The organism is Chryseobacterium sp. YR221 (assembly GCF_900176315.1).
GTDB classification, from domain to species: Bacteria; Bacteroidota; Bacteroidia; order Flavobacteriales; family Weeksellaceae; genus Chryseobacterium; species Chryseobacterium rhizosphaerae.
In genome coordinates, this window is record NZ_FWXM01000002.1 from 318,077 (window position 1) to 338,912 (window position 20,836).

22 protein-coding genes are annotated in these 20,836 nt (G+C 35.0%); 11 read left to right on the forward strand and 11 right to left on the reverse strand.

Annotation, left to right across the window (positions count from 1 at the left end; all coding sequences use genetic code 11):
• Nucleotide 1: 1 nt before the first annotated feature.
• Nucleotides 2–1,237, forward strand: a complete 1,236-nt coding sequence (locus B8967_RS06400) for a DUF6625 family protein (protein WP_084085270.1) — start codon at nucleotides 2–4, stop codon at nucleotides 1,235–1,237.
• Between the two features lie 16 nt (nucleotides 1,238–1,253).
• Nucleotides 1,254–1,622: a cysteine peptidase family C39 domain-containing protein gene (locus B8967_RS06405; protein ID WP_084085272.1), complete on the forward strand. Its 369-nt coding sequence runs from the start codon at nucleotides 1,254–1,256 to the stop codon at nucleotides 1,620–1,622.
• A gap of 67 nt (nucleotides 1,623–1,689) precedes the next feature.
• Here B8967_RS06405 and rpoN read toward each other — a convergent pair whose 3' ends face one another.
• The 5 genes from rpoN to B8967_RS06430 form a co-directional block, all read right to left on the reverse strand.
• The gene (gene rpoN / locus B8967_RS06410; RefSeq protein WP_047488238.1) at nucleotides 1,690–3,153 is read right to left on the reverse strand and encodes an RNA polymerase factor sigma-54; all 1,464 of its coding nucleotides are present in this window, start codon (nucleotides 3,151–3,153) and stop codon (nucleotides 1,690–1,692) included.
• Nucleotides 3,154–3,312: 159 nt separating this feature from the next.
• Complete coding sequence (gene asnS / locus B8967_RS06415) at nucleotides 3,313–4,761, reverse strand: asparagine--tRNA ligase (protein WP_047488235.1); 1,449 nt, start codon at nucleotides 4,759–4,761, stop codon at nucleotides 3,313–3,315.
• Between the two features lie 881 nt (nucleotides 4,762–5,642).
• Nucleotides 5,643–6,242 (reverse strand): CDP-alcohol phosphatidyltransferase family protein, encoded by a 600-nt coding sequence (locus B8967_RS06420; protein ID WP_084085274.1) that lies wholly within the window; start codon nucleotides 6,240–6,242, stop codon nucleotides 5,643–5,645.
• 12 nt (nucleotides 6,243–6,254) lie between these two features.
• Nucleotides 6,255–6,914, reverse strand: coding sequence for an LA_2272 family surface repeat-containing protein (locus tag B8967_RS06425; RefSeq protein ID WP_143330479.1), 660 nt, complete (start codon nucleotides 6,912–6,914; stop codon nucleotides 6,255–6,257).
• Between the two features lie 21 nt (nucleotides 6,915–6,935).
• Complete coding sequence (locus tag B8967_RS06430) at nucleotides 6,936–7,571, reverse strand: LA_2272 family surface repeat-containing protein (RefSeq protein WP_084085278.1); 636 nt, start codon at nucleotides 7,569–7,571, stop codon at nucleotides 6,936–6,938.
• Nucleotides 7,572–7,677: 106 nt separating this feature from the next.
• On the opposite strand from B8967_RS06430, the gene B8967_RS06435 reads away from it, so the two are divergent.
• From B8967_RS06435 to B8967_RS06455, 5 genes are all read left to right on the forward strand, one after another.
• A complete protein-coding gene (locus tag B8967_RS06435) occupies nucleotides 7,678–8,604 on the forward strand; it encodes a helix-turn-helix domain-containing protein (protein ID WP_084085280.1) in 927 nt (308 codons plus the stop codon).
• A gap of 1 nt (nucleotide 8,605) precedes the next feature.
• Nucleotides 8,606–9,409 carry a helix-turn-helix domain-containing protein gene (locus tag B8967_RS06440; RefSeq protein ID WP_047488219.1) on the forward strand — a complete coding sequence of 268 codons (804 nt, stop codon included), beginning with the start codon at nucleotides 8,606–8,608 and terminating at the stop codon, nucleotides 9,407–9,409.
• A 66-nt stretch (nucleotides 9,410–9,475) separates the two neighbouring features.
• Entirely contained in the window at nucleotides 9,476–11,119 is a 1,644-nt protein-coding gene (locus B8967_RS06445; RefSeq protein WP_084085282.1) for a serine hydrolase domain-containing protein, read from the forward strand.
• A 268-nt stretch (nucleotides 11,120–11,387) separates the two neighbouring features.
• Nucleotides 11,388–12,227, forward strand: a complete 840-nt coding sequence (locus B8967_RS06450; RefSeq protein ID WP_084085284.1) for an SDR family NAD(P)-dependent oxidoreductase — start codon at nucleotides 11,388–11,390, stop codon at nucleotides 12,225–12,227.
• A gap of 131 nt (nucleotides 12,228–12,358) precedes the next feature.
• Nucleotides 12,359–13,273, forward strand: a complete 915-nt coding sequence (locus B8967_RS06455) for a helix-turn-helix domain-containing protein (protein WP_084085865.1) — start codon at nucleotides 12,359–12,361, stop codon at nucleotides 13,271–13,273.
• Between the two features lie 205 nt (nucleotides 13,274–13,478).
• On the opposite strand, the gene rimM is transcribed toward B8967_RS06455, so the two are convergent.
• From rimM to B8967_RS06485, 6 genes are all read right to left on the reverse strand, one after another.
• A complete protein-coding gene (rimM, locus tag B8967_RS06460) occupies nucleotides 13,479–14,021 on the reverse strand; it encodes a ribosome maturation factor RimM (protein ID WP_047488208.1) in 543 nt (180 codons plus the stop codon).
• 15 nt (nucleotides 14,022–14,036) lie between these two features.
• Nucleotides 14,037–14,603 (reverse strand): 30S ribosomal protein S16, encoded by a 567-nt coding sequence (locus B8967_RS06465; protein ID WP_047488204.1) that lies wholly within the window; start codon nucleotides 14,601–14,603, stop codon nucleotides 14,037–14,039.
• Nucleotides 14,604–14,746: 143 nt separating this feature from the next.
• Nucleotides 14,747–15,259 carry a nitroreductase family protein gene (locus B8967_RS06470; RefSeq protein WP_084085286.1) on the reverse strand — a complete coding sequence of 171 codons (513 nt, stop codon included), beginning with the start codon at nucleotides 15,257–15,259 and terminating at the stop codon, nucleotides 14,747–14,749.
• 46 nt (nucleotides 15,260–15,305) lie between these two features.
• Nucleotides 15,306–15,941, reverse strand: a complete 636-nt coding sequence (locus tag B8967_RS06475; protein ID WP_084085288.1) for a DoxX family membrane protein — start codon at nucleotides 15,939–15,941, stop codon at nucleotides 15,306–15,308.
• A 42-nt stretch (nucleotides 15,942–15,983) separates the two neighbouring features.
• On the reverse strand, nucleotides 15,984–16,433 hold the full coding sequence (locus tag B8967_RS06480) for a hypothetical protein (RefSeq protein ID WP_047488195.1): 450 nt from the start codon (nucleotides 16,431–16,433) through the stop codon (nucleotides 15,984–15,986).
• A gap of 151 nt (nucleotides 16,434–16,584) precedes the next feature.
• Nucleotides 16,585–17,115 carry an SRPBCC family protein gene (locus B8967_RS06485; RefSeq protein WP_047488191.1) on the reverse strand — a complete coding sequence of 177 codons (531 nt, stop codon included), beginning with the start codon at nucleotides 17,113–17,115 and terminating at the stop codon, nucleotides 16,585–16,587.
• Between the two features lie 210 nt (nucleotides 17,116–17,325).
• Between B8967_RS06485 and B8967_RS06490 the strand changes: the two genes are divergently transcribed.
• From B8967_RS06490 to B8967_RS06505, 4 genes are all read left to right on the forward strand, one after another.
• The gene (locus B8967_RS06490; protein ID WP_084085866.1) at nucleotides 17,326–19,344 is read left to right on the forward strand and encodes a M3 family metallopeptidase; all 2,019 of its coding nucleotides are present in this window, start codon (nucleotides 17,326–17,328) and stop codon (nucleotides 19,342–19,344) included.
• Nucleotides 19,345–19,358: 14 nt separating this feature from the next.
• Entirely contained in the window at nucleotides 19,359–19,799 is a 441-nt protein-coding gene (locus B8967_RS06495; RefSeq protein WP_084085290.1) for a hypothetical protein, read from the forward strand.
• Nucleotides 19,786–20,319: a hypothetical protein gene (locus B8967_RS06500; protein WP_084085292.1), complete on the forward strand. Its 534-nt coding sequence runs from the start codon at nucleotides 19,786–19,788 to the stop codon at nucleotides 20,317–20,319. Before B8967_RS06495 ends, B8967_RS06500 begins: the two co-directional genes overlap by 14 nt.
• A gap of 122 nt (nucleotides 20,320–20,441) precedes the next feature.
• Nucleotides 20,442–20,825, forward strand: a complete 384-nt coding sequence (locus B8967_RS06505) for a tetratricopeptide repeat protein (RefSeq protein WP_047488184.1) — start codon at nucleotides 20,442–20,444, stop codon at nucleotides 20,823–20,825.
• The last annotated feature ends 11 nt before the right edge of the window (nucleotides 20,826–20,836 follow it).

The window sequence follows — 20,836 nt, forward strand, 5'->3', positions numbered from 1 at the left end:
GATGACCAAAATCGCATTAATAAATTGTTATTTCGGAAAAAGCTGGCCATCTTATTTCAGCCATTTTTTGTTCAGTTGCAAATATAATCCGGATGTTGATTTTATATTGTTTACTAATTTAGAAGCTCCTTTTCATATCCCCAATGTACACTTTGTGCACATTAAGGACCTTACTGAATTCAGTGCATTAGCCAGTGAAAAGCTCAATCTGAATATCAACATTCTGGATGGTTACAAATTATGTGATTTTAAACCTACCTATGGGCTGATCTTTCAGGAATATCTGAAAAATTATGATTTCTGGGGATATTGTGATATCGATATTGTTTTCGGTAATATCAGGTATTTTATGACTGAAAAAATATTGCAGAAATACGATGTCATTTCTCCTCATAAGAATTATCCTGCAGGCTTTTTCACCTTATTGAAAAATAATGAGCAATGCATCAATCTCTTCAAACAGAGTAAAGATTATGCCCGTATTTTAGAGAATAGCCGCCATTTCTGCTTTGATGAATGTAATTTTGAATTCAACAGGGTTCATACTACAGATATTACCCAGATCAATACAGAGATTGAAAGCTTCACCTTGGTGTTAAGAAGACTGGAACTTCAAAAGGAAATTAAGTATTATCATAAACCCATTGTACAGGAATTTACCTATACAGATGTCGTTCACCATTGGGTAGAGGGTAATATTTTCAATAGTATTACTGAAAAACAGTACCTACTGATTCATCTTATCAATGTAAAGGACAATCAATTTTTCTTTATAGATCCATTTGAAAACAAAGCTAAATTTTCGATTTCGCCAAAGGGCATCCACTACAAATTCAGCCAGTATTCTCATACCTTAAAAAAAATAAAAAGCAGGATCAATGAAAATATCAGACAAACCAATTACAGGTTTCTGCTGCTAAAATCAAAATTGCTTTCTTATACCCAAAAAGAACATGTAAATTTTCTGGAAGAGCAATCATACAAAATCGGAAAAACACATATTACCTTTTATCCGCAGGATAAAAACAAGCTGGTCATTATCAATGAAGCAGACTATACACTGCACTACAATCAGTTTTCCCTTTATAAAATTAAGGACAATAAATGGATAGGAATCAGTAAAAAGGCAATCAGTACAATCGATTTTCATTATAAAAATGAAGAAGATATTCCTTATAAAATAAGTATAAATAATATCCAGAAACGGATCAACGAAAACGCATATTATATCTATTAAATATATTTCTGCATCTATGACTGAAAAAAATGGACATGTGACCTCCTTTAATTTTTTACTGAAAAAATTTATACAACAAAATATAAAGGCCGGTAAAATAAAAAATTACGACATCCCTGTGGAAGATTATAATTTTTTGAGTTTCCACACGATCTTAAAAGATGATTTTGATATTGAAACGATGGTGGTAAGACTGGAGCTTGAAGATCTTGAAGACCTTCCCTTCCCTGCCATTGCATTTTTGAAGATCAATAGCGGTACTTTTGCATTAATTAATGATTATAAAGAAGGGAAAGTGTATTGGGAAAATAAAGAATTTGGAAAACAGATCAATACCCTCAGTCTTTTTAAAAGAATAAGTGATACTGTATTTCTGATCTCTTAATATATACAATAAAAAAGGTGAACGTTAGCGTTCACCTTTTTATATATTGAAAGTACAGTATTGACAACTATAACTCTTTTCTTAATCTTGCTACAGGAATATTCAGCTGCTCACGGTATTTTGCAATCGTTCTTCTGGCAATATTGTAACCCTGTTCTTTTAAGATCACTACCAAAGCATCATCGGTAAGCGGTTTTCTCTTATTCTCCTTACTGATCACTTCCTGAAGGTGGGTTTTAATCTCTTTTGTAGAAACTTCTTCCCCATCATCATTAGTTAAACTGTCCGAGAACAGATCTTTAAGATATACAATACCATTAGGGGTATCAGCATATTTACTTTTTACCACCCTTGAAATGGTAGAAATATCAAATCCTGTAATATCTGCTATATCTTTTAGAATCATCGGTTTCAGCGACTTTTCATCCCCTGTGATAAAGTAATCCTTCTGGAACTTTACAATGGCCGTAATGGTCTGTAAAAGGGTATTCTGGCGCTGATTGATGGCATCAATATACCATTTGGCAGCATCAAGCTTTTGTTTGATAAATAAGGCAGCCTGTTTATGCTCAGATGAATTTTTATCATGAGAGTAGGTGGTAAGAATATCTTTATATTCTTCCGAAACTCTTAAAGTAGGTGCATTTTTGCTGTTAAGCATAGGAATTACCAATCCATCCTTCACCTGGATCACAAAGTCAGGGATAATTTCCTGGTTGATTGTAATAGTCTGGGTATCAAAGTTCCCTCCCACTTTAGGTGATAATTTTGAGATTTCTTCCAAAGCATCTTTCAGATCTTCTTCCTCAATATCATATTTCTGAATAATCTTATTATAGTGCTTATTCGTCAGCGCATCAAACTGATGTCTCAGAATGCTTGCAGCCAAAGAAACCGCTTTATCCGAGCTTACTTTCTTTTCAATCTGAAGTAATAAACATTCCTGAAGTCCTCTTGCCCCTACTCCTGATGGATCCAGTTTCTGAACATAATTCTCCAGGATATCTTCCACTTTTTCTTTTGTAGTATAGATTCCCTGTGAGAAAGCCAGATCATCAACGATAGACTTGATTTCCCTTCTTAAATATCCATCCGTATCCAGATTTCCAATAAGGTATTCCGCGACTCTTAAATCTTCATTATTGATATTTACCAAATGAATTTGTTCCATCAGGTAATCATACAATGACTGCCCTTCTGTTAAAAGACTTTCATTATCAAATTCTTCATCGTCAGGAGAATAGTTGCTGGATGCCGTTTTATAGTTGGGTTCGTCGTCATAAATATATTCATTGACGTCAAAATCTGTTTCAATGCTATCGGTACCCTCATCCTGATAGGTTTCTTCCAAAGAAGCATAATCATCTTCCTTAGATTCTTCCTTTGCAATTTCTAATGCAGGGTTTTCTTCTAGCTCTCTCTCCAACTCCTCTTCAAATTCAAGAGTATGAAGCTGAATAAGCTTCATCAACTGGATCTGCTGGGGAGCCAGCTTCTGTCCTAATTTGAGTTGTAAGTGTTGTTTAAGCATAGTAATATTGGCGTTTTAACATAACATATTCTACGAATTTAATAAATTTATTTGATAATAAACACATTTAGCATGATTTTTGCAGTATAGTTCTTATCATAATAAACTACTAAAAAATAAAAAAAGCCTTAAATTTCATTAAGGCTTTTTTTTATTATTCTAGAATTCAGCACTTTTCGGCGTCCTTGGGAAAGGAATTACATCTCTGATATTCGTCATCCCTGTCACAAAAAGAACTAATCTTTCTAATCCTAAACCAAATCCTGCATGAGGAACAGAACCAAATTTACGGGTATCCAGATACCACCAAAGTTCGTGCTCATCTACATGCATATCAGTCATTTTCTGTTTTAGTACATCTAATCTTGCTTCTCTTTCGGAACCACCGATGATTTCACCGATTCCAGGGAAAAGAACATCCATTGCTGCCACAGTTTTGTTGTCATCATTCAGTTTCATATAGAAAGCTTTGATCTCTTTCGGATAATCAAATAATACAACCGGGCTCTCAAAATGTTTTTCAACAAGATATCTTTCATGCTCAGACTGAAGATCTGTTCCCCATTTCTCAACAGGGTAAGCAAATTTACCTTTCTTATTTTCTTTAGAGTTTAGTAAAATTTCAATAGCTTCTGTATAGCTTACACGCTTGAAACGTTTAGCAATCACATTCTGAAGTTTTTCAATAAGACCTTCTTTTGCTCTTTCCTTCTCAGGTTTTGTTTTCTGATCTTCTTCAAAACGCTTATCCAGGAATTCAAGATCGTCTTTACAGTTATCCAATACATACTGGATCACATACTTTAAGAAATCTTCAGCAAGGTCAATATTGTCTTCCAGGTTATTAAAAGCAACTTCCGGCTCAATCATCCAGAATTCAGCAAGGTGTCTTGTTGTGTTTGAATTTTCAGCACGGAAAGTAGGTCCAAATGTATAAATTCTTCCTAATCCCATAGCTGCAGTTTCCCCTTCAAGCTGTCCTGAAACTGTAAGATTTGTTTTTTTACCAAAGAAATCCTGTGAGAAATCAATTTCACCTTCTTCTGTTCTTGGCATATTTTCAAGATCAAAGTTGGTAACTCCAAACATTTCTCCGGCTCCTTCTGCATCTGCACCGGTAATTACTGGTGTGTTGATATAGAAGAACTGATTCTGGTTAAAAAACGAGTGAACCGCAAAACTCACGGCATGACGTACTCTGAAAACAGCTCCAAATAAATTGGTTCTGAATCTTAGGTGGGCCTGCTCACGAAGTTTTTCCAAACTATGTTTTTTAGGTTGAAGAATCGTACTTTGAAGCTCTTCAGTAAAGTTATCTCCTAAAACGATGATCTTTTTAGCAATAATCTCAACGCTTTGACCAGCACCCTGGCTTTCTACCACTTCTCCTACCACTTTAAGGGAAGAAGCAGTACTGATATTCTTGATAACCTCTTCATCAAAATTTTCGAAATCAACAACTATCTGCAAATTATTAATAGTAGATCCATCATTAAGTGCAATAAAGCGATTAGCACGGAATGTTCTTACCCATCCGTAAACTGTAATGTCATGATGTAATACTTTCTTGTAATCCTTCAGGATTTCTTTGATCGTCTGCTTTTTCATTTGTTGATGATAAATTTTTGTATAAAAATTAATGTTTGCAAAGTTACAAAAAAACAGCGCAACTTAATGGTTACGCTGTCTTTAAAAATCATTTATCAGGTAATTAAACTTTCTGTTCAGTAAAATTATCTTTTTTCACTCTTCTGCATTCGTTTCTAAAGTATAATTTTAAGATTCTGAACTTCATAAAATTTGTCCTGACTTGAACCTGGTACACTCACATCATATCACTTTTAAGAGGAATAAGTTGACTTATTCTTGGTTTTTTCATAAGAACAGGCTTCTTATGTATGGAAAATAGTTATTAGTTTTTAGTTTTTAAATGATAATTCTGATTTCTCAAGTTCATCATTAGCTCTGTCTTATTCAGTTAGAATTCATTCCCTGACATCGCTAATGGTTTCAAACAAATTTTGTTTACTTACAACATAATAAATTACTTTTGGTGATCACTACTCTAACTTTTTAATTAATTCATTAACTCACGTAGGATTTTAATATTTACATTCTTGTACTGTACACATACAAAAATATAAATGCTGTGTTTTTACCTTGAAGCAAAGATGCAGTAAAGCGATGTGATAATACAAGTGAATACTCTATAGATTCATAAATTTATATATCTAAATTCATGAATTAAAAAACACCAAACAATTAAAAACCAATACATTAATATTATTTCATATGGATTATGTCATTTTATTTTCACTTCATGAAAAATAGCATTTCTATTCTTTTTTTAACAGATCAACGCATCATTTATCGATTTTCTTCGCTTCATTTTTTCATAATATTCTATTATGTGGGATATTTTATGTTCAAAATTCCCCAGCATTAATAACCTCTTATCATAGAATGATTTTTTTTAATTATTTCAATACTCAATTAAAGAAAATTGTTTTTCTTCTCTTTTTTCCCTTTCTGATCATCCAGGCATGGTAACAGCTGGGGACATCATACCTCCATTGGGGAAGAATAAGAATAATCAGGATAACATCTATATGGGAAATCAATCCTAAAGTAACAGAGAGATAAAAAGGCCAGCCCGTTTCCTGAAATCCGATGAGATAGGTAAAAGCCAGTAAGAGGCTCAGTCCCCAGATTTTTGCCAAAAAAGCATGAGTACAGGTTTCTTTTCCAAATTTCCAGATACTGATGATATAGCATGAGGCTTCCATTATAAAAATGAACAGGATACTTTTCCATTCTCCTTTTATCAGCTCAGGATTAAGCCGATAGGAAATCCATCCCAGTGAAAGCCAGAAAATAAGATCCACCTGGCTGTCTAAGCGCCTTAGTTTTTCAGAAGAAACTCCTGTTTTACGGGCAATAATCCCATCAAAAACATCAGTGAATATCCCGAAATACATTAATCCTACAATATATCCGCGGGCCCCCTCTCCAATGCAGTAACCCAAATACAGAATAATCAGAGCTGCTGCAAAACGGGAAGCAATGAGTATATAAGGTATATTTTTCATAAGTCTTATTATTTAAAAATTAATGATTGGTAAGCTTCTTTTAGCATTCTTATTCCATATTCCAATCTGAAGTCCTTTCATTTTCTTAGATGAATTGACCACACCCACCTGTACACCCCTCATTTCTTCGGCCTTATTGATGAGCCCAAGCTGTAAGCCCTTCATCTTTTCAGATCCATTAAATACGGAAATGCTTACGCCTCTCATATCATCCACACCATTCATCAACCCGGAGATGACGATACCATTTCCTTTATCAATAGAAGTGGAGAGCCCGGAAACCAAAAAGCCATTCACTTTTCTTCCATAATTATAAACAGAAACGGAAAGTCCATTTTGATCCACATTTCTTCCATATCCGGCACCGGAAAGTGTAATTCCGTTTACCGTAAGAAAAGTATGTTCATTTTTTTCTTTAGCGGGATCAAAAAACATCCAGATGAGAAGCCCCACGGGATTAACATCCAGATTAAGCCCGTTAATGGTCTGGGTACGTTGTGTATTACGATCAGCAAGACTGCCTCCCACTCCCACTGCCAGCCCATCAACTTCTTGTACATGTTCACTCAGTGGAGTCAATGATATCCATCTTGTTTTTATTTCAGGAGCATCCTGGCTGTATAGTATTCCTGACAATAAAAAAATGCCTGTTATTAAAAATAATTTTTTCATGATCTGTTATTTTTATGGTGATTATTGCTTAGAGCCTTTAAAGTTCCAATTGATCAAAGGAAGTTTTCTCTTCCCGTTCTCATTCCATGCCCCGATCTGGATACCTCTGAAATCATTACATTTATTATACAGACCAATCTGGACTCCTCTGCATTTCTGTCCCACATTGGCTAAGGGTGCTACAGAAACCCCTTTTATCTCATCATGCATATTGAAAAGTGGTGAAACAGAAACTCCGTTCGTCACGGTATACACTCCAATATTGCTTGAGATATTTACCTCCAGTCCATTGGTTACAGTAGGTTCCATATTGATGAGTGAAAGCTGTACACCGTTAATTTTGTTCATCCGCTCCCTGGGCATGATCTCATAACTGTTAAAGCTCCAGTGATCGGCCCCTGGTAGGTTAAATAGTAAAAGTGGCGGAATAAAAATACCTACAAGATTAAATCCCATTCCTAAGCCATTTACTTTTTTAGGCGTAAACCCCTCTTCTTCGTCAAAATATTTAAATAAAATTCCGTTCACATTGCTGGTATTCTTCGAAGGTGAAGCGGCAATAATTTTAGGCTTCAAAGAATCTGCTTTTATGGTATCTGATGCATACACCAGACTATTCACAAAAAAAACTGTTATTAATAAGATTCGTGTTTTCATAACTCATTATTTTAAAAATTACATTTCAAAATTATCATCAGAACACCATCTCCTGAATGTGAAAAAGAATTAAAAAAAAGGTTACATTTGTGAAAATCACAAAACCATGCATCAGGAAGCTTTATTAAAGGAAATCCGAAGAAAGATTGGTGGCAAATCATTAAACGATGAAATTGCCAATATTCTAAACATCAGCTACGATGCAGCACACCGGCGAACTTCTATGAAGGCCAAATTCAGCTTTGAGGAAGCCCTGGAACTTGCTAAATACTATCAGATTTCCCTGGATCAGTTTCTGGGAACAGAAAACCAACTGGTTGTAAGACGCACCCAGCCCGTAAAAACAACTGAAGATCTTTTAAACTATTTTGAAAGCTCTCTGAAGATCTTGCATGTATTTCAGGATATTACAAACTCCCAGGTATTTTACTCCGCGAAAGATATTCCGTTTTTCTATACCATTTCAGATTCGATACTGTCGCGCTTTAAGTTTTATGTCTGGATGAATTTATTGAATCAGGACAAATTTTTAAGTCCTTTCGATACGTTTAATTTAGAATATCATTCTGTAAAAAATGAACTGCTCATTGATCTTTATGAAAAACAAAATGTCACTGAAATATGGAATGACACAACTATTTTAAGTGCTTTACGGCAGATTTCCTTCTATTTTGAAATCGGATTATTAAAAAAGAATGACACGGATCTTATATTGGATGATCTAAAAAGTTTAATAAAAAATCTAGAACATAAAACACTTGAAAAACCTAATTTTCAAATATTTGTAAACGATTTGGTTATTTTAAACAATAGCATTTTATTTAAAAATGAACAGCAGTCTTCTTTTTTTATCCCGTTCAGTATGTTCGGGTATATGATGACTACGGATGAAATGACATGCCAGGATTCTCTGAGTTATTTTGAACATCAGATTAAAAATTCAAAATCACTGAATGCTTCGGGAAACCGTGACCGGGCCTTATTTTTCAATACAATGTATGAACAGATTGAAAGTTTAAAACAAAAATTATAAAATGAATACCCTTTATAATGGAGAATTCTTTGGGCAGACCAATGAAACCCTGAATTTTGACGGACTCACAATTACAGATACAGAATATACACATCCTTATGTAGATTGGCATTATCATGAAAATGCTTATTTCACGTTTCTTATTCAGGGAAATATGAAAGAAGGAAACAAAAAAGAAATCTACGACTGCTCTGCCGGAACTTTACTGTATCATCATTGGGAAGATGCTCATTACAATATAAAACCGGATATTTTTACAAGAGGTTTTCATATCGAAATTTCAGAAAGCTGGTTTGAAAAATTTCAGATTTCACACAATAGAATTGAGGGTAGCCTTAACATCAAAAACCCCTCTTTACAGCTCTCAATTCATCAGATTTTCAAGGAAACGAAAATGAATGATCTTTCTTTTGAACTCTCGGTTCATCAACATCTGCTTGCTATTTTCAGTCAGCTATCCGGAAAAAATGAAAATACAGATAAAAAGCCCGGTTGGGTACATAAGATTGAAGAGATGCTTCGTGAAAATTTCATTGAGAAGCAGAGCCTCACAGAACTCTCGAAGATTTTGGATATTCATCCGGTTCATTTGAGCAGAGATTTTCAGAAACATTTTAACTGCAGCTTAGGGGAATACATTAGAAAACTGAAGGTCAATAAATCCATAACGCTTCTTCACACTTCTCAATCTTTATCCGAAACAGCACTGGAATGTGGTTTTGCAGATCAGAGCCATTTTATCAGGTCATTCAAAGAAAATACAGGAATTACCCCTTTACATTACAGAAATCTCTTAAAGAAATAGCAATGTTAATTTCATTCTATTTTTTCATAACATTACACCCTATTTTTGTTTAAATAAAATACTGAAATGAAATCTATCCTTGTATATACCTTATTTTTTATGTCTGGCCTTTATTTCGGACAAATTAACAACATTATTGATCCTGAACCAGCCATAAATACTATCCATAAAAAGTATACCGGCAACATTATTTTTCTATCAAAAGCAATTTCTCTGGACAGCCTGAAAGAAGCTGATTTTCTTACCCAAGAAGTATTTCAGGAAGATAAAGATTTAAATCTCCGTATTTTTTTAAACAATTCTTTAGTGAATTACCTGCATCAGCTTGAACCTTCTTTAGCTGTAGATGAACTGCTGAAAAAAGGAAATTATCAATTTAATTTTTACATTGACGGAACATTAATCTATACAGAAAATCTGAATCCCGGAGCAGGGACGGCCGAAGATAAAAAGAAGAAAACCACTTTTAGAATTCCTCTCATCAGTTCAAAAAATGAAGATTCCTGGGGAAGGTATTTATGGATGAGATTTTATCTTGTCAATGGGGGAATTGATCAGCTCAATGAAGGAAATCACCTTTTAAAAGTTGAAATAAAACCCTATTTGAAGGCTACTACTTTAAAGGTAGGAAATACGATTGCTTCAGGTGAAATTCACTTAACCATTCCCAAAAAAAATATTTCAGAACAGCAGATTGCTATTCAAACTATAAACCCAAACAGCGGATGGAAAGTCTCTGATGAAAAATTGGACAAAGAAAAAATAAGGCTTTTAAATAAAAAAATTGCAGAAAACAGATTCAGGAATATCACAGGAATTGTGGTCATCAAAAATGAAAAACTTCTGGTGGAAGAATACTTCAGTAATTCCGCCAGAGATTCACTGCAGGATACACGTTCGGTTGGTAAGTCGTTTGCCTCAGCCTTAACAGGAATTGCGATTAAAGAAGGCTATCTTAAAAGTGAAAACCAAATGCTGAAAGACTTCTATGATCTTAAGCAATTCAAAAATTACTCATCTCATAAAGACAGCGTTACTATAAAAAGTTTATTGACCATGAGCTCAGGTTTTGACGGCAATGATGCAGATGAGGAATCACCTGGAAATGAAGAAAACATGTATCCTACTGATCACTGGGTAAGATTTACGTTAGATTTACCTGCAACAGAAAATAAAATCGGCAAAAACTGGCAGTATTTCACAGCAGGTGTTGTAGTGACAGGAGATATCCTCAATCAGTCTGTTCCCAAAGGACTGGAAAATTATGCAGAACAGAAATTATTCCGTCCACTGGGTATCAAAAACTATAAATGGCAGTATACCCCACAGCAAAAACCTTCTCTGGCCGGTGGATTGCGCATGAGAGCATTAGACTTCGCAAAATTTGGACAGCTTTATAAAAATAAGGGAATATGGAATGGTCATAACATTATTGATAAAAGTTGGATAAAAAAGTCTTTTACCAACTACTTTACCAATGACAAAGACTTTGAGGGATATGGATATTTATTCTGGAGAAAAGTATACCGGGTGGGAAACCAAAGCTTTGAAGCGTATCAGTGTAGTGGAAATGGGGGCAACAAAATTATTATATTTACTGAAATTCCTGTAGTGATGGTGATCACAGCAAAAGCCTATAATACATCTTATGCCCATTCCCAGGCTGATAAAATTGTACAGGAATATTTACTCCCGGCAATTGGGAATTAGCAGATACCTTAAGCTTTTGAAGTCATGGTTCCGCATCGGAGCACAACATTGAAGATCCACCCTATTCATCTCAGCAGGGATTATTTCCAACTCAATCTGAGTGATTACACCCTGAAATCCTTTAAAAATCACCCAAAAAACAGGTTTATACCAAAGGAGATAGAATCATCATCCACGATTTAGATACATCATTCCCCGATTTGGATACATTTCCCTTTTCGCAAGTTTCCATCTTTGTATCATCATTTAAACAAAAAAATATTTAAAAATGGAAACAAAAAAAGTATGGTTCGTAACAGGAGCTTCAAAAGGGTTAGGATTTGAGTTGGTAAAAAAATTATTATCCGAAGGATTTCAGGTTGCTGCAACCAGCCGAACTGTTGAATCTCTTTTCTCAACTATTGGAGAAACTTCAGAGAATTTTCTTCCGCTGAGCGTCAACATCACAGACAACAACGACATAAAATCTGCCATTAAAAAAACAGTTGATCATTTTGGACGAATTGACGTGGTTGTCAACAATGCAGGCTATGGACAAATCGGAACCCTTGAAGAGCTGACTGATGAAGAGTCAAGAGAAAATTATGCTGTGAATGTTTTCGGAACATTGAATGTAATCAGAAATGCCATGCCTTATCTTCGTGAACAAAGATCAGGAAATATCTTCAATATATCTTCTGTTGGCGGATATTCCGCTAATTTTCCAGGTTGGGGAATCTATTGTTCTACAAAATTTGCTGTTGCTGGATTTACAGAGGCATTGGCCGAAGAAGTGAAAGACTTCGGAGTTCATGCTACTGTTGTTTATCCCGGATATTTCCGTACAGATTTTTTAACTAAAGATTCTGTGAAAACGCCTTCTAATCCTATCCAAGCCTATGAAGCTGCAAGAAATTCAGAACAGGCTCATCTTAATGAAATCAATGGAAACCAGCCTAATGATCCCGAAAAAGCAGCTGATGTCCTGATTCAGATCAGTAAAGAGAAAAATCCTCCGGTACATCTGTTATTGGGTGTAGGAACGATGGAATTTCTGAATAATAAGATTGATATTTTAAAAAAGGATGCTGAAAAATGGGAAAGTCTGACAGTTTCAACAGCGATTTAACTTTGTAATAATAATCTTCAGCTCCGTTCGGGATGACCTTCCTGATACTTACAAAAGTCGGTCAGAATGGAGCTGAAGGTTTTCTAAAACAGTTCATTATACTTTTTACAAAAACAATTAACTTCGCTATTATGAAACAGCCTGTCCGCTTTAACTCTATTTCAGATTTTCATGCTTTCTGTGGTCTGCCCAATCCTGAACATCCGCTGATCAGTTTAATAGATTACAGCAAAGTCCATTATACTGTAGACAATGAAGAACTGAAATGGATTCAGAATTTTTATTCAATTGGTTTGAAAAAGAATGTCAGTCGAAAATTCAATTATGGACAACAGCAATATGATTTTGATTCCGGAGTCTTGTGCTTTGTTTCACCCCAGCAGTTTTTAAGTCTTGAAATCAATCCCGATGTTGAGGTAGAGCCTACCGGATTTTTATTGCTTATTCATCCTGATTTTCTGTGGAACACTTCATTAACAAGGAAAATAAAATCTTATGACTTCTTCAGCTATCAGGTGAAAGAGGCTCTTTTCCTTTCTGATAAAGAAGAGAAAATCCTTGTTAATATTCTTAAAAATATTGAAAGGGAATACCAGTCAAATATCGATAGGTTCACACAGGAGCTTATCATTGCTCAGATTGAATTATTACTGATTTATTCTGAACGTTTTTATGAACGTCAATTTTTCACCAGAAAAAAGTCAAGCCACGAATTGTTATTTAAGTTTGAAGACATTCTTTCCCAATATTTTAAAAGCGAAAATCTCCTCGAAAATGGTATTCCCTCTGTGAAATGTATTGCCGAACAGATGAATATTTCTCCTAATTATCTTGGGACCTTACTTCGTCTTCATACTCAGCAAAACACACAGCAGCATATTCAGAATAAATTAATTGATTCTGCCAAAGAACGTTTGAGTACTACAAGTTTGTCTGTGAGTGAAATTGCTTACGAACTGGGGTTTGAACATCCACAGTCTTTCAGCAAACTCTTCAAACAGAAGACGAATCAGTCTCCGGGAGAATTCAGAAAGTTATTTAACTAGATTCTATAGGGAATCAGTAGATACCTTAACCTTTTAAAGTCATGGTTCCACATTGGAGCATAACATTGATCAAATACATAAAAATTGATCAAAGAAGACCATACAAAACCGATGGTTTCTGATCCTATACAAAAGTTATGGGAAATATTTTTTAGTAAATAATGCGAAAGAGAATAAATTTCAGGTGTATTTTCTGAAAAAGGGATTACTCATCTTTTTTTGACGGAACAAGGAAAACGTCCATCAGGCCTTCCGGCAACTGCATTTTAATAAATCTTTCTTCTCTGTTCACTTCCAGGATCCAATCTTTAATAAGAGGGATCACAATTTCACGGCCTTCAAATCCAAGAATGAAATAATTTTGGGCCGTCTGATCGTTTACAGATCGTATTACCCCACAGTCGTTATCATTTTCGTCAAGGATATTATACCCTATTATTTCGTGATAATAGAACTGTTTTCCTGAAAGTTGGGGAAGGGTAGCAAGCGGCAGGTAAACACTTTTACCTAAAACCTGATCTACCATAGATTCTGAGGAGCCTTTAAAAGCAAGGTTTAAAGCATCCAATTTGCTCCATGAGGATTTTTCAATAAAAAATGGAACCAATAATCCGTTGATTTCAACGAATATTGATTCCAGTTTATTGTAAAGCTTGGGCTGATCGGTATCCAATTTAAGGATAACGTTACCCGCAAGTCCATGTCTGCGTGTGATTTTACCTAAAAAATAGCAATCTTCTTTACGCATAACAGGATTTGTTTATTAAGCTTCAGTGTTTTCTTCAGTTTCAGCAGCAGGAGCTTCTCCTTCTGTAGCTTCAGCAACAACTTCTTCAGCAGGTGCGTTAGCAGCTTCCTCAGCAGCTTTAGCATCAGCATCAGCTTGTGCAGCAGCAGCAATTCTAGCTTCGTTTACTTTAACTTCAGCTTCTAAAGCAGCTTTCTTAGCGTCAGCCTGAGCTTTAGATAAACCTTCTACTTTACCTTGTACTTTAGCATCTTTAGCGTCTACCCAAGCAGCAAATCTTTTTTCAGCTTCTGCTTCGTCAAAAGCACCTTTAGCTACACCACCTTGTAAGTGTTTTTTGTAAAGGGCACCTTTGTAAGAAAGGATAGCTCTAGCAGTATCAGTAGGCTGAGCACCATTGTTTAACCACTGTACAGCAGAATCAACGTTTAATTCAATAGTTGCAGGGTTAGTAATTGGGTTGTAAGTTCCTAGTTTTTCGATGAATCTACCATCTCTTCTTGCTCTAGAATCTGCAACCACGATGTGGAAAAAAGGTTTACCTTTTTTACCGTGTCTTTGTAATCTGATTTTTACTGACATAATGTTTGAATTTTACGGGAACTCGTCCCAGTTAAATATTTAAGAGTGCAAAGATAAACAAATTTTTCAATTTGGTAATTTGAAAATGGGATAATTTGATATTTTTTTTCACTTATCCATTATCATCTCTTCAAAATGATTCATTAATCCACTGCCCCCATATAGAAAAGCCCTAAACACTTTTGGTTTTCCTCGATGGTTAAAGATTCCTTCAAAAGGTCAACAATAGAGGGAGAACTCCAGTAACATCCTATATTATGGGCCGTACAGGTAAGATACATATTCTGAACAGCCATTGAAGTGGCAGCAATCTCTTCCCATTCCGGAACCATCCCGCTGAAATTAACCACTATGGAAACGACCACATCAGCTTTATTGATTTTAAAACCGATATCATTAAATTTTTTCTCTAAAAAAAGCTGTTCAGGCTGTGTAGCTTTATAGATAGCCTGCATTTCTGAAGCCAGATTTGCCTTTTCCTCTCCTTTGAATACCTTGAAGCGCCAAGGCTTTGTACGCTTATGATTGGGTGCAAATGTTGCCGAGCTTAGAATTTCATCAATAACCTCCTGGGAAATTGCTGCGTCTGTATAGTCTTTTGGAAAAATACTTCTCCTTTGTTCTATGATTTGTTTTACTATTTCTGCTTTATTCATAACTGCAAATTTACAATATGAGATCCAATCTCCAACATTTAAAACATCAGGTATTTACTACTATTTTACGGTTTTTATAGGCTTTATAATTGCTTGTAGCAAAGGTCAGCAGAATTATTGCTGCAAATGCCTTCGTTAGCCACTTTTCATATACCGCTCCATGTACGGGATCCAGCATATACAATACGATAAAGCTGAAAGCATATATCATTCCTGCAATAATCCAGATACGGCCGGGATCAGGATATTCCTTAACGATATTCGATTTGTTATAATTAAAAATTGGAAGCAATTTATGTCCGTCCCATATCAGTAATATAGAAACAGCAAGCATCATTAACGAAGTGATCATCCAGGTTCCGGAGAATGAAAGACTAAGTGTAATCACCCAAATATTAGTCAATATTGCAAAAAACACTAAGGCTCCCAGCGTTGCATAACGCTGTGTCAGCAGTAAAATGCCTGCCGTTACCTGTGCCCATCCTAAAAAGTTCCAGTAGAAACCAGATTGGTACAATGCTTCAAAAAAGTAACCTATTGGATTTTCTGTGGAAATACGGGTAAACCTATTTCCTATTAATTTGGTTAATCCTGATGGAAAAAAAGCAAAGCCCACCAGATAACGCAAATGGATAATAATCCATTGATTGATTCTGTTTGTTCTTAAATTAGCGAATTTCATGGGTATTGTGGATAGTTATAGCTTCATCATCAGAGTATCTTCTTACAATACTTCCACTATTTTTTGATGAATTTTGTTCAACACAAACTCATCTCCAGCCTTCATTCCCATTATCTTTTTAGCCATTGGACTCTCTGGGGAGATCGCATAGAAACGGTCTCCTTCAAAAAAGAATTCACCTAATGAAACTGAAATATAAAAACGGGCTTTATTGGTAATCACCAATGAGCCTAGCTGTGCTCTGTCTGTACTTGTGTTAAGAACTTTTGCCATATTTCTTTTAAGATCATTCAAAGCTCCCAATTGTCGTTGCATCTGGTAAATCTCCTCCTGCATTTCTTCTCTCATACTGTCATATTTCGGAGTTTTTTTGATGTCACGGCTTGCTTCCAGAGTAAACTCAATAAATCTTTTAAGTTTTTCAATTTTCTCTGTAATGGTAGTTTTTACGAAGTCTCTGATATCACTTTTTTCAAATACAATCTTCTCCATAAATCGAATCTTTATATAAAGATAATATTTTTCTCATAATAATTTATATTTTCATTTCTTCATCAAAAAATGAATGATTCAAACCCTACCAGCAAAGGTAATAATCCTTAAAACAATAGAAAAGCCTTGTAAAATTTACAAGGCTTCTGTTTTATTTTTCTGATATTTGTTTCAGTCCGTCAAGGCCCTGGCCAAACATTTTATCCATATTATTATCCATCATAGGTTTCATAATCTTCATCATCGTATTCAGCTCATTATCGATCATCCAGGTTACTTTTGTTCCATTTCCCTCGGGAGTCAGTACAAAGGTACTTTTAGCATTTCCTTCAAAAGGCTGTATAAAATGAAGTTTGGTAACCATTTTTTCATTAGGTACTATTTCGGCAATTGCCTGTTCTCCCTCACCTACATTTTTATCTCCTTTCCAGTGATAGGAATCTCCTATTTTGTCACCATCACCTGAATAGGTAATCACTATATTTTTATCTGCTTTAGAGAAAGGATCCCACACATTATATTCTTTTAAAGAACCTACATGTGACCATACTTTTTCTTTTGGAGCTTTAATAACAACAGATTTTTCAAAATGATAATCTTTACTGAAAGCCAGCATTGCAATAATCGCATATACAGCAATCAACAGAATGATAATTCCGATAATTTTTAAGAGTGTTTTCATAGTTTATATATTTAGGTTATTTATTGTAATGACAACGTTTAAATCTGTTCTCAAAATTAAATATTTCAACATCACCCCCACTTTCCATATGACAAGATTATTTAAAGATAAGTATTTTTGTCATAACTTGTTATTCAGGCATTATTTTTGAACTTTTCGGCTGTGATTCCTGATGAATCACTACATTTAACTTTAATTAAAAATCAAAAAATGAATATTTTAACTGAAAAATTTAACACTCCATATCATTCCGCACCATTTACTTCTATTAAAAATGAAGATTATCTTCCTGCTTTTAAAGAATTAATTCAAAAATCTGAAGAGGAAATCAATGCGATTGTTAATAATCCTGAAGCGCCTACTTTTGAAAATGTAATTGAAGCTTTAGCGTATTCTGGTGAGCAGCTGGATGTTGTCTCCAATATATTTTTCAATTTAAATTCTGCAGAAACAAGTGATGAAATCCAGCAGATTGCTCAGGAAGTTTCTCCTATTTTAACAGAATATTCTTCAAAAATTTCTCAAAACGAAGCTCTTTTCAGCAAAATCAAAAAGGTATATGATGAAAAGGAAAAATATAACCTCAACGGGGAACAAAAAATGCTTCTGAATGAAACCTACAAAGGTTTTGTAAGAAGTGGAGCTTTGCTGAATGAGGAAGACAAAGAAAAATTAAAAAAGATCAGCATGGACCTTTCTCTGAAATCCCTGCAGTTCGGACAAAATGTACTGGCCTCTACCAATGCTTATTTCAAACATATTACCCAGAAAGAAGATTTGGCAGGTATCCCCGAAGCTATTATTGACCAATATGCTGAGGAAGCTAAAGAAAGAAACCTTGAAGGCTGGGTTGTTACCTTGCAGTACCCAAGCTATATCCCATTCATGACTTACGCGGAAAACCGTGAACTGAGAAAAGAACTGGCCCTGGCCAATGGCAAAAAATCTTTTGATGGTGGTGAGTTCGATAACCAAAATATGATCAAAGAACTTCTGTCTTTAAAGCAGCAAAAAGCCGAGCTTTTAGGTTATCAGGATTATGCTGATTTTGTCCTTGAGGAAAGAATGGCCAAATCCCCGGTAAAAGTTTTTGATTTTTTAAATGAACTTCTAACCAAAGCCAAACCTTATGCTGATAAAGAAATCGAAGAATTAAAATTATTGGCTAAAGCAGATGGCATTGAGGATATGCAAGGTTATGACCATGCTTTTTACGCTGAAAAACTTCGTAAACAGAAATTCGACCTCAATGATGAGGAACTGAAACCTTATTTCCCTTTAAACCAGGTACAGGATGCTGTTTTTGGATTGGCTGGAAAACTTTTCGGATTAACATTTGAAGAAAGAAATGACATTCCGAAATACCATGAAGAAGTAAAGGTATATGAAGTAAAAGAAAATGGTATTTATAAATCTCTGCTTTACGTTGACTATTTCCCAAGAAAGGGGAAAAGAGCGGGTGCATGGATGACAAGCTACAAAAATCAGTATCAGCAGAACGGAGAAAATTCACGTCCGCATATTTCTATTGTCTGCAATTTCAGTAAACCGACAAAAGACACTCCTAGTTTATTAACGTTCCAGGAAGTGACCACCTTATTCCATGAATTTGGACATGCCCTTCACGGAATGATGGCCAATACCCAATACCCTTCTCTTTCGGGAACTTCTGTAAAATGGGACTTCGTGGAACTTCCATCCCAATTCCTGGAAAACTTCTGCTATGAACCTGAGTTCTTAAAAACTTTTGCGAAACATTACAAAACAGGAGAAGTTCTTCCTGATGAAAAAATTGAAAAGATTGAACAGTCTAAAAACTTTATGGAAGGATATCAAACTCTGAGACAGATTGGTTTTGGACTTCTGGACATGAATTACCATACTAAAGCTGGAGAATTAGAACATGAGACTGTAAAGGAATTTGAAGATAAATACACCAAAGCAACTGCGCTGTACCCTACAAATCCGGAAACAGCAATGAGCCCAAGTTTCTCCCACATCTTCCAGGGAGGATATTCTGCGGGATACTATTCTTATAAATGGGCAGAAGTATTGGATGCTGATGCTTTCCAATATTTTAAAGAAAACGGAATCTTCAATCCGGAAATTGCAGCTCAGTATAAAGTACTTCTTTCCTCTGGGGGAACGAAAGACCCCATGGAACTGTATAAAGATTTCAGAGGAAGTGAGCCCAAAGTTGAAAGCCTATTGAAAAGAGCTTTCGGATAATCGTACCACTGAACATGATACAGGAACTTAATAAATTTGAAGCTGTTTTTAGGGATTCTCTAAAAACAGCTTTCATTAATGTAGATCCCGAATACATTGATGCTCTCCTCGATAAAAGAGACCTTCCGGAATTTTCAGATGGATGGATGGAAGCCTATCAGGCTGTGGACGGAAAAGTAATAAACTTGGAAACAGAAGAAAAAATCAATGATATCCGAAAGGATATTTTTGTGTTTGTTTTCAGAATCACTGGTTCATCTGATATGTCGGCCTATATTTCTGATGATGTAGGTCTTATTTGCGCCTATTACATTCATAATATTGATCATAAATGGGTGAACGATTTATTTTTCACTTATCTCACTCATCAGATTCCCCACGGTGAGCTTATGAAAACAGACCAAACAATAAGAGAATTAATCAACTCCTACCCCCTCAACGATGAGAAATTATAAATATTGGGAAACCTGTATTGATTTGATAGAAAGCGGAAAGATTGAAGAAGCAACCCATTTTGTTCTTGAAACGACTTCAAAACTTGGACTTTCTAAAGAATTAGTGGAAAAAATAATGACTGTTTCTTTAAAGGGTTTTGAGAAAAAAATTGAAGGAAAAATGAAGGATTGCCTGGAAAAGGCAAGAGAAGAAAATGCCAAAGCCCTTTGTTTGTATTATAGTGTAGACAATGGCTGGGATAGTACCATGTATATCTGTAAAGGTTATACCAAGGAGAACAGTTCCTGGATTTCTGAAAGCAGAAGCTGGATTGAACTTGGAAAAACAAGAGGTTTCTCAGAAATCTACAAAAAAACCGCAGAATCAGCTTTTTTCACCAACAAAATAAGTTCTGCCGTTTGTATTCTTTTAATGTTTAGAACAAGCATTGCCTTTTATAATGTGGCTCAGAAGTTTCCAGACTGTGGATTCAAGCTTTGTATTACCGCAACGGAAAGTGACTTTGTAAGAGTTGCATAAGCTAGACCTGTGCAATATATTGAGAGGTAAAGCAAATAGATCACATTCTTTCAGCAAGATTTATTTTAAGAAAGCTAAATTTGTACTGTACAACATAAGCATTCATTCTGTAATTTTAAATAATGAGCAATATAACATCCAGATTAGAAAACGTAAAAAAACTTCAGGCAAAAAGATGGGAAAATGAAGATCATTGGGATACTTTAAATGATTTATTAGTCCAGGAATTAGATGAAATTTTACTTATTGAGCCTGAAAACACCTCCGCTTTAATCAATATCGGGGCTATTTATTCTGATATGGGAGAAAATGAAAAGGCATTATCCTATTTAAAGAAGGCCTTAGATCTTGGGTCGAGTGACAAAAATTTATATGTAAATCTTGCGGTTGTGCTTATTTATATGGAAAAACACCAGGAAGAATATTTGGAATACCTTGAGGAAGTGGAAGATAAAATTGAAGATCCGCTTACTTTTAAAGCGTATTTTGATCCTCAGTCTCATTAAAAATCTAATAT

Excerpts from the sequence above, each read along its gene's own strand:
- B8967_RS06400 (WP_084085270.1), top strand. The coding sequence starts at position 2 with ATGACCAAAATCGCATTAATAAATTGTTATTTCGGAAAAAGCTGGCCA.
- B8967_RS06405 (WP_084085272.1), top strand. The coding sequence starts at position 1,254 with ATGACTGAAAAAAATGGACATGTGACCTCCTTTAATTTTTTACTGAAA.
- rpoN (WP_047488238.1), bottom strand. The coding sequence starts at position 3,153 with ATGCTTAAACAACACTTACAACTCAAATTAGGACAGAAGCTGGCTCCC.
- asnS (WP_047488235.1), bottom strand. The coding sequence starts at position 4,761 with ATGAAAAAGCAGACGATCAAAGAAATCCTGAAGGATTACAAGAAAGTA.
- B8967_RS06420 (WP_084085274.1), bottom strand. The coding sequence starts at position 6,242 with ATGAAAAATATACCTTATATACTCATTGCTTCCCGTTTTGCAGCAGCT.
- B8967_RS06425 (WP_143330479.1), bottom strand. The coding sequence starts at position 6,914 with ATGAAAAAATTATTTTTAATAACAGGCATTTTTTTATTGTCAGGAATA.
- B8967_RS06430 (WP_084085278.1), bottom strand. The coding sequence starts at position 7,571 with ATGAAAACACGAATCTTATTAATAACAGTTTTTTTTGTGAATAGTCTG.
- B8967_RS06435 (WP_084085280.1), top strand. The coding sequence starts at position 7,678 with ATGCATCAGGAAGCTTTATTAAAGGAAATCCGAAGAAAGATTGGTGGC.
- B8967_RS06440 (WP_047488219.1), top strand. The coding sequence starts at position 8,606 with ATGAATACCCTTTATAATGGAGAATTCTTTGGGCAGACCAATGAAACC.
- B8967_RS06445 (WP_084085282.1), top strand. The coding sequence starts at position 9,476 with ATGAAATCTATCCTTGTATATACCTTATTTTTTATGTCTGGCCTTTAT.
- B8967_RS06450 (WP_084085284.1), top strand. The coding sequence starts at position 11,388 with ATGGAAACAAAAAAAGTATGGTTCGTAACAGGAGCTTCAAAAGGGTTA.
- B8967_RS06455 (WP_084085865.1), top strand. The coding sequence starts at position 12,359 with ATGAAACAGCCTGTCCGCTTTAACTCTATTTCAGATTTTCATGCTTTC.
- rimM (WP_047488208.1), bottom strand. The coding sequence starts at position 14,021 with ATGCGTAAAGAAGATTGCTATTTTTTAGGTAAAATCACACGCAGACAT.
- B8967_RS06465 (WP_047488204.1), bottom strand. The coding sequence starts at position 14,603 with ATGTCAGTAAAAATCAGATTACAAAGACACGGTAAAAAAGGTAAACCT.
- B8967_RS06470 (WP_084085286.1), bottom strand. The coding sequence starts at position 15,259 with ATGAATAAAGCAGAAATAGTAAAACAAATCATAGAACAAAGGAGAAGT.
- B8967_RS06475 (WP_084085288.1), bottom strand. The coding sequence starts at position 15,941 with ATGAAATTCGCTAATTTAAGAACAAACAGAATCAATCAATGGATTATT.
- B8967_RS06480 (WP_047488195.1), bottom strand. The coding sequence starts at position 16,433 with ATGGAGAAGATTGTATTTGAAAAAAGTGATATCAGAGACTTCGTAAAA.
- B8967_RS06485 (WP_047488191.1), bottom strand. The coding sequence starts at position 17,115 with ATGAAAACACTCTTAAAAATTATCGGAATTATCATTCTGTTGATTGCT.
- B8967_RS06490 (WP_084085866.1), top strand. The coding sequence starts at position 17,326 with ATGAATATTTTAACTGAAAAATTTAACACTCCATATCATTCCGCACCA.
- B8967_RS06495 (WP_084085290.1), top strand. The coding sequence starts at position 19,359 with ATGATACAGGAACTTAATAAATTTGAAGCTGTTTTTAGGGATTCTCTA.
- B8967_RS06500 (WP_084085292.1), top strand. The coding sequence starts at position 19,786 with ATGAGAAATTATAAATATTGGGAAACCTGTATTGATTTGATAGAAAGC.
- B8967_RS06505 (WP_047488184.1), top strand. The coding sequence starts at position 20,442 with ATGAGCAATATAACATCCAGATTAGAAAACGTAAAAAAACTTCAGGCA.